The organism is Haemophilus haemolyticus, from assembly GCF_001008205.1.
Lineage (GTDB): Bacteria > Pseudomonadota > Gammaproteobacteria > Enterobacterales > Pasteurellaceae > Haemophilus > Haemophilus haemolyticus_Q.
The window spans coordinates 33,770-47,837 of sequence record NZ_LCTK01000023.1 but is presented as its reverse complement, the minus strand read 5'-3'; the positions used below and the strand labels follow the sequence as shown (position 1 = coordinate 47,837).

Genomic DNA, 14,068 nt, shown 5'->3' with positions numbered 1-14,068 from the left:
TTCACATTATTTGAAATTTATTCTCGCATTTCTAAAAATTCGCATCCAAGCACCATCTTCAGACCAATCTTCTGGATACCATGAGTTACTCACGGCACGGAATACACGTTCTGGGTGTGGCATCATCGCAGCAATACGACCGTCCACGTTAGAAATCGCGGTAATCCCTAATACCGAGCCATTTGGGTTGGCTGGATAAGTTTCAGTCACGTTTAAATGGCTGTCGATATATTGCGCCACAATCAAGTTTTGCGCTTGAAGTGCGGTCAAATTCTCAGGTGTTTTGAATTCTACGCGTCCTTCACCATGAGAAACGGCAATCGGCATATGTGAACCTGCCATGCCTTTAAACCACAATGAGTTGGTGTCGTTGATTTTCACCATCGCGGCACGCGCTTCAAAGCGTTCTGATTTATTACGCACGAAACGTGGCCAGTTTTCTGCACCTGGGATAATTTCCGCAAGGGTGGAGATAAATTGACAGCCATTACATACCCCTAATGAAAGGGTGTTTTCATTGGCGAAGAATTGGCTAAATTGATCGCGTAATTGTGGGTTAAATAAAATGGATTTCGCCCAGCCGCCGCCCGCGCCTAATACGTCACCGTAAGAGAAGCCACCACAGGCCACCATTGCGTTGAAATCGTTTAAGTTGTAACGGCCTGTCATTAAATCACTCATGTGAACATCAATCGCCGCAAAGCCTGCACGATCAAAAGCTGCTGCCATTTCAACGTGGCTGTTTACGCCTTGTTCACGCAATACGGCTACTTTTGGTTTCACGCCTTTGCTGATGTACGGCGCAGCAATATCTTCATTCACATCATAAGTTAAGTGAGCAGATAAACCTTTATTGTCTGTTGCTTTTTTCGCTTCAAATTCTTGGTCGGCACATTCTGGATTATCACGTAATCGTTGCATTTGGTGAGTGAGCTCTGCCCAAATGCCGCGTAATTCAGAGCGTTTTTCACTTAATAGTTTTTTGCTACCGCGCGTGATTTCAAAACGATCTTCTAAGCTTACAGAACCGAGTTCATAAGTTAAACCAAGCAAGTCATGCCCTTTTAATACTTCGCGCACGGCACTTAATTCGCTTTCTGATACCTGGATTACCGCACCTAATTCTTCATTGAATAACACGGCTAAATCATTATCGCCTAATGCAGAAATATCCACATCTATACCACAGTTACCCGCAAATGCCATTTCTGCAAGTGTGGTAATTAAACCACCGTCTGAACGGTCGTGGTAAGCCAATAATTTACGCTCTGCCACCAATGCTTGCATTGCATCGAAGAAGTTTTTCAGTTTGGCTACGTTCACCACATCGGCTGGTTTGTCACCTAATTGTTTATACACTTGCGCAAGTGCGGTCGCGCCTAAGCGATTTTTTCTTTCGCCTAAATCAATCAACAATAAACGGCTTGCGCCTTTGTCTGTACGTAATTGAGGTGTCACGGTTTTGCGGACATCTTCCACGCGAGCAAAAGATGAAATCACTAAAGAAAGCGGAGCGGTAACTGATTTTTTCTCGCCATTTTCTTCCCAAGTGGTTTTCATCGACATGGAGTCTTTACCGACAGGAATGGTAATGCCTAATGCAGGGCAAAGTTCTTCCCCTACGGCTTTCACCGCTTCATATAAGCCAGAATCTTCACCGCCATGACCCGCTGCAGACATCCAGTTTGCAGAAAGTTTAATGCGTTTAATATCGCCAATGTTGGTGCCTGCAATGTTGGTAATGGATTCTGCTACCGCTAAACGTGCAGAAGCCCCGAAGTCTAATAATGCCACGGGTGCGCGCTCGCCCATTGCCATGGCTTCGCCGTGATAGCTGTCTAATGACGCGGTTGTCACGGCTACATCAGATACGGGAATTTGCCATGGGCCGACCATTTGATCACGTGCCACCATACCGGTTACCGAACGGTCGCCAATGGTGATTAAGAAAGTTTTTTCTGCCACCACCGGTAAGCGTAATACGCGATGGAAAGCTTCTTTTAATTGAATATTTTCCGTTGCAAACGGTCGGTTTTCGACGGTTTTTGACGAAACCTCACGGGTCATTTTCGGCGTTTTGCCTAATAACACATTCATTGGTAAATCAATTGGGTTATTGTCGAAATGGCTATCGTGCAAGGTTAAATGTTTCTCTTCCGTTGCCTCACCAATGACAGCAAATGGCGCACGCTCACGTTCACAAAGTGCGGTAAATAATTCGAGTTTTTCTGGCGCAACCGCTAAGACATAACGTTCTTGCGATTCGTTACACCAAATTTCCAATGGCGACATCCCTTTTTCATCGCAAAGAATAGAGCGTAAATCAAATTTACCGCCACGTTCGCCATCGTGGACCAATTCAGGCATCGCGTTGGATAAACCGCCCGCGCCCACATCGTGAATAAAAAGAATTGGGTTTTCATCACCTAATTGCCAGCAGCGGTCAATCACCTCTTGGCAGCGGCGTTCCATTTCTGGGTTTTCGCGTTGTACAGAGGCAAAATCTAAATCTTCTTTTGATTTACCGCTATCCATCGAAGACGCTGCGCCACCACCTAAGCCGATGTTCATGGCAGGGCCACCTAATACGATCAATTTCGCACCAACTGGAATTTCACCTTTTTGAACGTGTTCGCCACGAATATTACCGATACCACCCGCTAACATAATCGGCTTGTGATAACCACGCACTTCCTCGCCATTGAAGCTGTTGACTTTCTCTTCATAGGTACGGAAATAACCCAATAAGGCAGGACGACCAAATTCATTGTTGAATGCCGCGCCACCTAGTGGGCCTTCAATCATAATATCTAAGGCTGAAGCGATACGGTTTGGTTTGGAGAGTGGATTTTCCCAAGGTTGCTCAAAGTTTGGAATGACAAGGTTTGATACGGAGAAACCGGTTAAACCTGCTTTCGGTTTGGCTCCTCGACCCGTTGCACCTTCATCACGAATTTCACCGCCTGAACCTGTTGCAGCACCTGGGAATGGCGAAATCGCCGTTGGGTGGTTGTGGGTTTCCACTTTCATTAAGATATGTGCATCTTCATTGTGGTAACGATATTGCCCATCTTGATCGGCAAAGAAACGGCCGACTTTTGAGCCTTCCATTACCGCAGCATTATCTTTATAGGCTGAAAGCACGAAATCAGGGGTTTTCTCAAAGGTATTTTTAATCATTTTAAACAGGGATTTGTCCTGTTTTTTGCCGTCAATAATCCAATCTGCATTAAAGATTTTATGGCGGCAGTGCTCAGAGTTGGCTTGTGCGAACATATAAAGTTCAATATCGTGCGGATTGCGGCCTAATTGGGTGAAATTTTCTACCAAATAATCAATTTCATCTTCTGCTAGTGCTAAGCCTAATTCTACGTTGGCTGTCACTAATGCTTCGCGTCCACCTTTTAAAATATCCACGGTTTTAAACAGTTTCGGATCTTGATGACGGAATAAAATCTCAGCATCTTCAGGACGACGCACCACCGTTTCCATCATTCGATCGTGTAAAAGTGCGGTCAATTTTTCTGTTGTTTTCTCATCAAGCGGTTGGCTTAACTCAAAATAATATGCCAAACCACGTTCAATGCGCTCCACTTCATTTAAACCACAGTTATGCGCAATATCTGTCGCTTTAGAAGACCAAGAAGAAATCGTGCCGACGCGTGGAATCACGATAAAAGTTTCACCTTTGGCTTCATGCTCTGTCAGGGTTGGACCGTAATGTAACAACGCTTTTAACTTAGTTTCCTGCTCGCTAACAAGCGGTCGATTTAATTCCACAAAATGCAAATATTCCGCATAAACCGATTTCACCGGTAATTGATTTTGTTGGAATTTTTGCATTAAGCCTTGAATACGGAATTCAGAAAGGGCGGGTGAGCCACGAAAAGTTTGAAACATAAGGGGGTCCTTTATGAGGATAGAAATGAAAATCGAGGGGTATTATAAAGGATATTTTTAGAAACGAAAACGTTTGCGCTAGCTGAAAATAAAATCCCCATCTTTAAGAATTAAATGGGGATAAGAAGATTAAAGGGTTATAAAACCATCATATACATGGGTTGCTTCGCCAGTCATATAAAGTGGATGACCAACGCCATTCCATTCAATGATTAATGAACCGCCAGGCAAATCGACTTGAACTCGATTGCTCAATAAACCTTGTATAATTCCAACTGCAACAGCTGCACAAGCTCCACTTCCACAGGCTTGCGTTTCTCCTGCACCACGTTCATAAACTCTAAGTTTAATATGCTCTTTATTGATGATTTGCATAAAACCAGCATTAACACGCTCAGGAAAACGCTCATGACTTTCTAGCAAAGGACCAAGTTGTTCAACATTTGCTGTTTGAATATCATCTACTTGCACAACACAATGAGGATTGCCCATTGAAACGGCACCACATAAGACGGTTTGAATGTCCGTCCGCAGAATGTAATTTTTCTCGAATTTATTTGCGGTAAATGGAATTTTTGCTGGCTCCCAAATAGGTTCGCCCATATTCACACGAATTTGGTTATCGTCTTTTACCGTTAGAACCATATTGCCTTTTTGCGTGCTAACCGCGATGTCTTTTTTGTTAGTTAGCCCTTTTAATGTCACAAAACGAGCAAAACAGCGGGCACCATTTCCGCATTGTGAAACTTCACTTCCATCGGCATTGAAAATGCGATAGTGAAAGTCGAGTTCGGGATCATAAGGTGGTTCAACAAGCAAAAGCTGATCAAAACCAATTCCACGGTGGCGATCAGCTAAGCGTTGAATGGTTTCTGACGTAAAAAAAACATTTTGAGTAACACCATCAACCACAACAAAATCGTTGCCTAATCCGTGCATTTTGGAAAACTGCATTTTTCCATCCTTTATTTAAATTCAAGATTGATTGCATTATAGAGAGCGGTAAAAAGAATGGCAAATTCAGAATTTTAGATTAAGAAAAGTGCGGTAAAACACAGGAAATTTTTACCGCACTTTATTCGCTAGTTTACTCAGATTACATCCAAGCATTATTGCGAATGATCCCTACTGCAATACCTTCAATTTCAAAGTTTTCTTGTTCTTCAAGATTTACCACGATTGGATCAAATTCTTCATTTTCTGCGTGTAGATAAATGATAGAGCCTTTTTTCTCAAGGCGTTTTACCGTCACCTCATCTTCAATACGGGCTACGACAATTTGTCCATTACGTACATCCTTGGTGCTATGTACAGCTAATAAATCACCATCTAAGATACCAATGTCTTTCATGGATTGACCATAAACTTTGAGTAAGAAATCTGCTTGTGGCTTAAACATATCGGCATCTACGCGATAAGTTGCTTCGATATGTTGTTCTGCAAGAATCGGTTCTCCAGCAGCTACGCGCCCCACGAGCGGTAAACCATCAAATTCTTCATTTGTGCTATTGTCTAAAATGCGGATACCGCGAGATGCGCCTGGAATAATTTCAATCGCACCTTTGCGTGAAAGCGCTTTTAAATGTTCTTCTGCTGCATTAGGTGATTTAAAGCCTAATTCTCGAGAGATTTCGGCTCGTGTTGGTGGCATGCCTGTTGTTTCTAAATGACGTTTTAATAAATCCAACACTTCTTGTTGGCGTGTTGTTAATGGTCTCATATACACTCCTGTTTTTAAATACAGATTACTGGTATTGTATACAGATTGTGTGAAGTTGCAATAGTTATTTTTAAAATCTGTGTATTAGGTCACATTCTGTCACTAAATTTTTTAAAGCGGTTGAGATCGGATGTGTTAAAATATTTCAAATTTACAACAAAGAGAAAATTTATCATGGCAAATTTTGTAAATATGTATCGTCAATTATTGAGCTTGCCTCTGTCAGTATTAGTGAAAAATAATCCAATTCCAGCCAATCCGATAGAAGAGCTTTCCCTCAATGTTCACCAACCTGTTGTTTATGTTTTGCCTTATACCTCTCAAACCGATTTCGTTATTTTCCGTCGAAATTGTTTGGCGCTCGGTTTGCCTGATCCTGCTGAGAAAAATGAAATTGATGGAGTGAAGTTGCCTCGTTATGTGTATTTAGATGAGGGACGCCGCATTTTTAAATCGAAAGGTGCGAAAGATGAAACCACCACGATCTTCAATAAATATCTCGAATTACACCGTACTTCTGAGAGTTTAGATGTACAACTTATTCCAGTTTCCGTCCTTTGGGGGCGTTCTCCTGGGCATGAAGATAAATCCGGTTTGCCTAACTTGCGTTTGTTAAATGGCATGCAAAAAACTTTTGCTGCTATTTGGTTTGGACGTGATACTTTTGTACGTTTTTCTCAAGCCGTTTCATTACGTTATATGGTGAATGAGCATGGTTCCGATGAAAAAATTGCACAAAAATTGGCTCGAGTTGCAAAAATGCATTTTGCTAAACAGCGTATTTCTGCCACAGGCCCGCGTTTACCGAATCGCCAAGCTATGTTTAATAAATTATTGCAATCAGAAGCGATTCAACGTGCGATTGAAGATGAAGCAAAATCGAAAAATATCAGTATTGAAAAAGCCCAAAAAGAAGCGCATAAGATTTTGGATGAAATTGCTGCTGATGTAAGTCATTCAAGTTTACGAGCAGTGGATCGTTTTTTACGTTGGCTTTGGAATAAACTTTATTCTGGTATTGATGTGCAAAATGCAGATCGCGTACGTAAATTAGCACTTGAAGGTCATGAGATTGTTTATGTGCCTTGCCACCGTAGTCATATCGACTATTTATTGCTTTCTTATGTGCTTTATCATCAAGGACTTGTTCCGCCGCATATTGCAGCAGGAATTAATTTAAACTTCTGGCCTGTGGGGCGAATGTTCCGCAGTTGGGGGGCATTCTTTATTCGCCGCACTTTTAAGGGAAACAGATTATATTCCGCCATTTTCCGCGAATATTTATCAGAGTTATTCCACCGTGGTTATTCGGTAGAATATTTTATTGAGGGTGGTCGTTCGCGTACTGGTCGTTTACTTGCGCCAAAAACAGGTATGATGTCGATGACACTCCAAGCGTTGCAACACAATCAAACTCGCCCAATTTCCGTTGTGCCTGTTTATGTAGGCTATGAGCACGTATTAGAGGTGGATACTTACGCAAAAGAATTACGTGGTGCAGCGAAAGAAAAAGAAAATGCAGGTTTGGTTATTCGAGTAATAAAAAAATTACGCAATCTTGGTCAAGGTTTTGTGAATTTTGGTGAGCCAATTACACTTTCCAACTACTTGAATCAACATTTTCCTGATTGGAAAGAGCAAAATCACGAAGAAAAACCACAATGGTTTGCCCCTGCAGTTGATTCTATATCAAAACAAGTGATGGTGAACATTAATAAAGCTGCCGCTGTAAATGCAATGAATTTAGTTGGGACGGCATTACTATCTTCTCGTCAGCGTGCACTTTCTCGTGAGCAACTTTTAGAACAACTTGCGAGTTACCAACAATTACTACAAAACGTGCCTTATTCCGAAGATGTTGTATTGCCAACGGCCACGCCTGAAATGATGTTAAATCATGTACTAACGCTTGATCGTGTTGGCGTGTTAGTTGAAAAGGATAACTTTGGGGAAATTGTGCGTTTAGAACGCGCATCGGCCGTGTTGATGACTTACTATCGCAATAACATTCAACACTTATTTGTATTGCCATCTTTAGTTGCAAGCATCATTTTGCATTATGAGGCTATTCAAAAAGATTTATTAGTCGAAGCTGTTGGCAAGATTTATCCGTTCTTAAAAGGCGAGTTATTCTTGCACTTTAGTGAAGAAGAGTTAAAAACTCAAATTCACCAAATTATTGATGAATTTGCGTGCCAACAGGTGATTAACTCTAATGATAATTTCTTATCTATCAATAAATCGAAAGTACGTATTTTACAACTTTGGTCTGCGGGAATGCGTGAAATCTTGCAGCGTTACTACATTACGGTGACAATTTTGCAAAAACAACCAGATATTTCACGTGCAGAACTTGAGAAAGAAAGTCAACTTGTTGCACAACGTTTATCTGTATTGCATGGTATTAACGCTCCAGAGTTCTTTGATAAAGCCGTCTTTTCTATGTTCATTGCAAATTTGAAAGAGCAAGGTTATTTTGATGAATCAGGCAATGGCAATCTTGAAAAAATAGAATATTTGGCCTCAACGCTTTCTCATTTGATTTCAACGGAAATTTGTTTGACTGTCAAAGGAACGGTTGAAAAAGCGGAAGAGCACGCTTAAGTTAGATTTAAATTTTAGGAGCATCATTTGATGCTCCTTTTTTATCTTAGCTATATAAAAGAGTACGGTGAATTTGGAACTATTTCCCAAAAGTTGGGCTAAACAAACCAAGAATTGAGGTGTAGATTTTATTATGAGTCAGCTCTACACAATTGAACTTAAATTATAGGTTTTCTACCTATTTGATTGATTATTCTAGTTAGCTCACTAATTCTATTATTAAGATAATTTTGTGTTTTTTCATTCACTTCAATCTTTGTGTCTATATTAGAAATTTCTTTTTCTGCAGCAGTTTTTTCAGCAATAGTTTGCGTCAAGCCATTTGTTGCTGTCACAGTATTATTATAACCAGTTATGACGCCATTTTTTCCCGTAACAAGATTACCTTCACCTGTAGTAGAAGGAGAAGAATTTGCAATATGAGAATAAAGTGGCAGAGTAAATAATAGAGAAAAGGCTAAATGTTAGGGGGTAAATAGAAATTTTTTCAAAATATCCTCCGTTATTGTTTAATAAAGAGGGGAAATAGAGTTTGATTGAAAAACAATAAAAAATGTCTTTTAACTAAATTTTGTTCTGTTTTATATATTCTGTAGAATACGGTTTATTTGCGTTAAATTAAGATGTATTTCAACAATGATTGTATTTAGTAATCTGTCCTTAAAACGAGGGCAAACGGAACTTCTCGAAAATGCTTCTGCTACGATTAACCCCAAGCAAAAAGTCGGTTTGGTGGGGAAGAATGGTTGTGGAAAATCTTCGCTTTTTGCCTTATTAAAAAAAGAATTAACGCCAGAGGGCGGAGAGATAAATTATCCAGCAAATTGGCGGGTCTCTTGGGTGAATCAAGAAACGCCTGCATTGGATATTCCCGCCATTGATTATGTGATTCAAGGGGATCGTGAATATTGCCGTTTGCAGCAGGAACTTAATGAAGCCAATGAACGTAATGATGGCCATGCGATTGCGCGTATTCACGGGCAATTAGAAACCTTGGATGCGTGGACAATTCAATCTCGCGCAGCTTCTTTATTGCATGGTTTAGGATTTAGTCAAGAAGAAGCCAGCCAGCCAGTGAAGGCTTTTTCGGGCGGTTGGCGGATGCGTTTGAATTTGGCGCAAGCTCTGCTTTGTCCGTCAGATTTATTATTACTTGATGAACCGACGAACCATTTGGATTTGGATGCGGTTATTTGGTTAGAACGTTGGTTAGTACAATATCAAGGCACCTTGGTATTAATTTCTCACGACCGTGATTTTCTCGATCCGATTGTGACGAAAATTCTCCATATCGAAAACCAGAAACTCAACGAATACACGGGTGATTATTCTTCCTTTGAAGTGCAACGAGCAACTAAACTGGCTCAACAAACAGCGATGTATCGTCAGCAACAACAAAAGATCTCTCATTTACAAAAATATATCGACCGCTTTAAAGCCAAAGCGACCAAAGCCAAACAAGCACAAAGCCGCATGAAAGCCTTAGAGCGTATGGAACTGATTGCACCGGCTTATGTGGATAATCCTTTTACTTTTGAATTCCGTCCACCACTATCCTTGCCGAATCCTTTAGTGATGATTGAGCAGGCGAGCGCAGGTTATGGCAACGGTGAAAGTGCGGTAGAAATTTTAAGTAAAATTAAGCTGAATTTAGTACCGGGTTCGCGCATTGGTTTGCTCGGGAAAAATGGTGCAGGAAAATCAACCTTAATCAAATTGTTAGCCGGCGAGCTCACCGCTCTTTCCGGTACAGTACAATTAGCTAAAGGCGTGCAACTTGGCTATTTTGCTCAGCATCAATTAGATACTTTGCGCGCAGACGAGTCTGCTCTGTGGCATATGCAAAAACTCGCACCTGAGCAAACGGAGCAACAGGTTCGAGATTATTTGGGCAGTTTTGCGTTCCACGGTGATAAAGTAAATCAAGCAGTGAAATCTTTTTCTGGAGGAGAAAAAGCCCGCTTGGTGTTGGCTTTGATTGTTTGGCAACGCCCGAATTTGTTATTACTTGATGAACCAACTAACCATTTGGATTTGGATATGCGTCAGGCATTAACGGAAGCGTTGGTGGATTACGAAGGTTCTTTGGTGGTGGTGTCTCACGATCGTCATTTATTACGTAATACCGTGGAAGAATTTTATTTGGTTCACGATAAAAAAGTGGAAGAATTTAAAGGCGATTTAGAAGACTATCAAAAGTGGCTGAATGAACAAAATAGCACATCTGAAAATAAAGTTTCGGAAAACGTTGGCGATAATGAAAATTCGGTTCAAAATCGTAAGGAACAAAAACGCCGTGAAGCAGAGTTACGCCAACAAACTGCGCCATTACGTAAAAAAATCACGCAATTAGAAGAAAAAATGAATAAATTTTCTTCTGAGCTTGCGAACATAGAAAATCAACTGGCCGATGCCGAATTATATAATGCCGAAAATAAAGAAAAATTGACCGCACTTTTGGCTCAACAAGTGGATGTGAAGAAAGCATTAGATGATGTCGAAACGGAATGGATGACCGCACAGGAAGAATTGGAAGAAATGCTTCAAGCATAAGGATAGATTATGAATCAAAGCCTTTTTCATCATAGCAAACAACAGGAATATTGCCCTCAATGTGGTGCGCCTTTACAAATTAAACAAGGCAAAAAAAGGCTGTTTTTAGGTTGCTCTGCTTATCCTGAATGTGATTATTTGCGTCCTTTGCAACGGGCGGAGCATAAAGTATTAAAAACACTTGATGAAATTTGCCCAAAGTGCGGTAATTTATTGCAGTTGAAACAAGGCAGTTTTGGGATGTTTATTGGTTGTAGCCATTATCCTGAATGTGATTTTGTGGTGCGGGAAGAATCTGAATCTGAGGAAAAAATTACTTGTCCTGAATGTAAAACGGGGCATTTGATTTCTCGTCGAGGTCGCCAAGGAAAAATTTTTTACGGCTGTGATAATTTCCCTAAATGTAAATTTTCTTTGCCTGCCAAGCCTTATACCGTGCCTTGCCCAATGTGCCATTTCCCACTTTCTTTGTTAAAAGTCGAAGATGGGGAAAAACAAATTTTCCAGTGTGCAAATAAAACTTGCCGTTATATTTTTGAGCAATAAAAGTAAAAGAGTAAAATGAATAGAGAACAAATCGCTGAGGCCCTTCGACAAAATCAAGTGGTCGCTTATCCCACTGAAGCTGTATTTGGCTTGGGATGTAATCCGCAAAGTGAAAGTGCGGTAAAAAAATTACTTGATTTAAAGCAACGCCCAGTGGAAAAAGGGCTGATTTTAGTGGCGCCTAGCTTGGATTTTTTCCGTCCTTTTGTCGATTTTGAGCAGATTAACGATGAACAGCTTTTTCGCCTGCAAGGTAAATATGAACGCCCAACTACTTGGATTGTGCCAGCTAAATCCACCACTCCGCATTTTCTCACAGGCAAATTTGATAGCATTGCAATACGTTTGTGCGATCACCCATCTGTGAAAGCCTTATGTGAACTCACGGGTTTTACATTAACTTCAACGAGTGCAAACCTAACAGGAGAGCCACCTTGCCGCACCTCCGATGAAGTGCGGTTACAATTCGGTGCGGATTTTCCAGTATTAGATGAAATTGTGGGAGATGCGCGTAATCCATCAGAAATTCGAGACTTGCGCACAAATCAACTTTTTAGACAAGGATAATTTATGGATCTTTATGCTGTGTGGGGCAATCCGATTGTGCAAAGTAAATCGCCATTAATTCAAAGTCAGTTAGCAGCACAAACCCATCAAACCATAGAATACATTGCAAAATTAGGCGATCTTGATGCTTTTGAACAACAGCTTTTGGCATTTTTCGATGAGGGGGCGAAAGGTTGCAATATTACTTCGCCTTTTAAAGAACGAGCTTATCTACTGGCAGACGAATATAGCCAACGAGCAAAACTGGCGGAAGCCTGCAATACGCTAAAAAAACTCGATGATGGAAAGCTTTATGCGGATAACACTGATGGGATCGGTTTGGTGACAGATTTACAACGTTTAAATTGGCTTCACCCAAATCAGCGTATATTAATGTTAGGAGCGGGAGGAGCAACAAAAGGCGTATTATTGCCACTTTTACAAGCTCAACAAAATATTGTTCTTGCTAACCGCACTTTTTCGAAAGCCAAAGAATTAGCTGAAAGATTTAAGCCTTACGGCAATATTCAAGCTGCCTCAATGGATTCTATTCCGCTACAAACTTATGATTTGGTGATTAATGCGACTTCAGCTGGATTAAGTGGTGGAACTGCTCCAGTTGATGCTGAAATTTTAAAATTAGGCTCAGCTTTTTATGATATGCAATATGCGAAAGGCGCAGACACGCCATTTATTGCATTATGCAAAAGTTTGGGTTTAACCAACGTTAGCGATGGCTTTGGAATGTTGGTCGCGCAAGCAGCACATTCTTTCCATTTGTGGCGAGGCGTAATGCCAGATTTTGTCGCCGTTTATGAGCAGCTTAAAAAGGCGATGTTATGATTACTCGATGCCCTTGGGTTGGTGAACAACCTATTTATATTGATTATCATGACAAAGAATGGGGAAAGCCTGAATTCGACAGCCAAAAGCTATTTGAAAAAATTTGTTTGGAAGGGCAGCAAGCGGGGCTTTCGTGGATTACAGTTTTGAAAAAACGTGAATCTTACCGTATGGCTTTTCATCAATTTGATCCGAAAAAAATTGCAAAAATGACCGCACTTGATATTGATGCTTGCATGCAAAATACAGGATTAATTCGCCATCGAGCCAAGTTAGAGGCCATTGTCAAAAATGCGAAAGCTTATTTGGAGATGGAAAAGTGCGGTGAAAATTTCAGTGATTTTATTTGGTCATTTGTGAATCATAAACCGATTGTCAATGATGTGCCTGATTTGCGAACTGTGCCAGCTAAAACAGAAGCATCTAAAGCACTTTCTAAAGCCTTAAAAAAACATGGTTTCGTCTTTGTTGGCGAAACCACGTGTTATGTTTTTATGCAGTCTATGGGATTGGTGGACGATCATTTAAATGATTGTCCTTGCAAAACTCGCTAGTGTTTATGCTGATCGCGCTCCCATAAATCAGCGTATTTTACAAAGGTTGAATGCGCTGATAAAACCGCTAATAAAAATCCTTGTTTGCCATCTAAAAAACCCGCTTTTAACAAATACATCTTCACAAAACAACCGAGCGCATGTGTGATTCCTTGCCAAAGTGTCGCTTTTTTTCCTTTAGCTTGACGTTGGTCTGCCCATGCTTTTGCATAACCTGCGGATTTCACTAGATAATGATGAATGCTTTTATAAGTGAAATGCTCTAAATCACCTGTCAATTTTTCTACTTTTGTCCCAGCAGGAAATTCGACTTTTTCATGTACCAATGAATCGTTATATTGCGCATAGTTTGTGCGATAGAGGCGAATCACATAATCTGGATACCATCCTGAATGGCGAATTTCACGTCCAAAGACTTCACTCACTCGTGGAATTTCATAAACGGTATTTTCTCGATCATTTTTAACCGCACTTAAAATAGCCTGTTGTAGCTTGGGTGTAACGCGTTCGTCTGCATCTAACCAGAGTACATAATCACTGGTTACATATTGTTGAGCTAATTGGCGTTGTTTACCAAAGCCCGGCCAGTTGCTATTTTCATAGAATTTCGCCCCATAACTGAGCGCAATTTCTTTAGTGTTATCTGTGCTACCGGAATCTAGAATGATAATTTCATCCACCCAATCTTTTACGGTGTCTAAGCAATTGGCGAGGTCTTGTGCTTCATTTTTTACAATCATCGCAACGCTAATTGTAGGCATATTTTCAATCCTTTTTTTGCTATACTAGCCGAAATCTTTTC

General features: G+C 40.6%; 11 protein-coding genes. 6 read left to right on the top strand and 5 right to left on the bottom strand.

All coding sequences use genetic code 11. The annotated features are described in order from the left end of the window. Positions 1 to 6 precede the first annotated feature (6 nt). The 3 genes from purL to lexA form a co-directional block, all read right to left on the bottom strand. On the bottom strand, positions 7 to 3,900 hold the full coding sequence (gene purL / locus AAX18_RS05280) for a phosphoribosylformylglycinamidine synthase (protein ID WP_046953188.1): 3,894 nt from the start codon (positions 3,898 to 3,900) through the stop codon (positions 7 to 9). A 129-nt stretch (positions 3,901 to 4,029) separates the two neighbouring features. After that, positions 4,030 to 4,854: a diaminopimelate epimerase gene (gene dapF / locus AAX18_RS05275; protein WP_046953187.1), complete on the bottom strand. Its 825-nt coding sequence runs from the start codon at positions 4,852 to 4,854 to the stop codon at positions 4,030 to 4,032. A 142-nt stretch (positions 4,855 to 4,996) separates the two neighbouring features. Further along, entirely contained in the window at positions 4,997 to 5,620 is a 624-nt protein-coding gene (gene lexA, locus AAX18_RS05270; RefSeq protein ID WP_046953186.1) for a transcriptional repressor LexA, read from the bottom strand. Positions 5,621 to 5,794: 174 nt separating this feature from the next. Between lexA and plsB the strand changes: the two genes are divergently transcribed. Then, positions 5,795 to 8,224, top strand: a complete 2,430-nt coding sequence (gene plsB / locus AAX18_RS05265; RefSeq protein WP_046953185.1) for a glycerol-3-phosphate 1-O-acyltransferase PlsB — start codon at positions 5,795 to 5,797, stop codon at positions 8,222 to 8,224. Between the two features lie 158 nt (positions 8,225 to 8,382). Here plsB and AAX18_RS08880 read toward each other — a convergent pair whose 3' ends face one another. Beyond that, positions 8,383 to 8,559 carry a hypothetical protein gene (locus tag AAX18_RS08880; protein ID WP_155397211.1) on the bottom strand — a complete coding sequence of 59 codons (177 nt, stop codon included), beginning with the start codon at positions 8,557 to 8,559 and terminating at the stop codon, positions 8,383 to 8,385. Between the two features lie 301 nt (positions 8,560 to 8,860). On the opposite strand from AAX18_RS08880, the gene AAX18_RS05260 reads away from it, so the two are divergent. Genes AAX18_RS05260 through AAX18_RS05240 form a run of 5 tightly spaced genes read left to right on the top strand, consistent with a single transcriptional unit; the run spans position 8,861 to position 13,266 of the window. Next, positions 8,861 to 10,777, top strand: coding sequence for an ABC transporter ATP-binding protein (locus AAX18_RS05260; protein WP_005626644.1), 1,917 nt, complete (start codon positions 8,861 to 8,863; stop codon positions 10,775 to 10,777). Positions 10,778 to 10,786: 9 nt separating this feature from the next. Then, entirely contained in the window at positions 10,787 to 11,323 is a 537-nt protein-coding gene (locus AAX18_RS05255) for a DNA topoisomerase family protein (protein ID WP_005626642.1), read from the top strand. 15 nt (positions 11,324 to 11,338) lie between these two features. Further along, the gene (locus AAX18_RS05250) at positions 11,339 to 11,890 is read left to right on the top strand and encodes an L-threonylcarbamoyladenylate synthase type 1 TsaC (protein WP_005626640.1); all 552 of its coding nucleotides are present in this window, start codon (positions 11,339 to 11,341) and stop codon (positions 11,888 to 11,890) included. A 3-nt stretch (positions 11,891 to 11,893) separates the two neighbouring features. After that, complete coding sequence (aroE, locus tag AAX18_RS05245) at positions 11,894 to 12,712, top strand: shikimate dehydrogenase (protein ID WP_005626638.1); 819 nt, start codon at positions 11,894 to 11,896, stop codon at positions 12,710 to 12,712. Next, on the top strand, positions 12,709 to 13,266 hold the full coding sequence (locus AAX18_RS05240) for a DNA-3-methyladenine glycosylase I (RefSeq protein WP_005626636.1): 558 nt from the start codon (positions 12,709 to 12,711) through the stop codon (positions 13,264 to 13,266). Before aroE ends, AAX18_RS05240 begins: the two co-directional genes overlap by 4 nt. Here the strand turns inward: AAX18_RS05240 and AAX18_RS05235 are convergent. Then, positions 13,263 to 14,027: a glycosyltransferase family 2 protein gene (locus AAX18_RS05235; RefSeq protein ID WP_005626633.1), complete on the bottom strand. Its 765-nt coding sequence runs from the start codon at positions 14,025 to 14,027 to the stop codon at positions 13,263 to 13,265. The genes AAX18_RS05240 and AAX18_RS05235 overlap by 4 nt on opposite strands. Between the last annotated feature and the right edge of the window lie 41 nt (positions 14,028 to 14,068).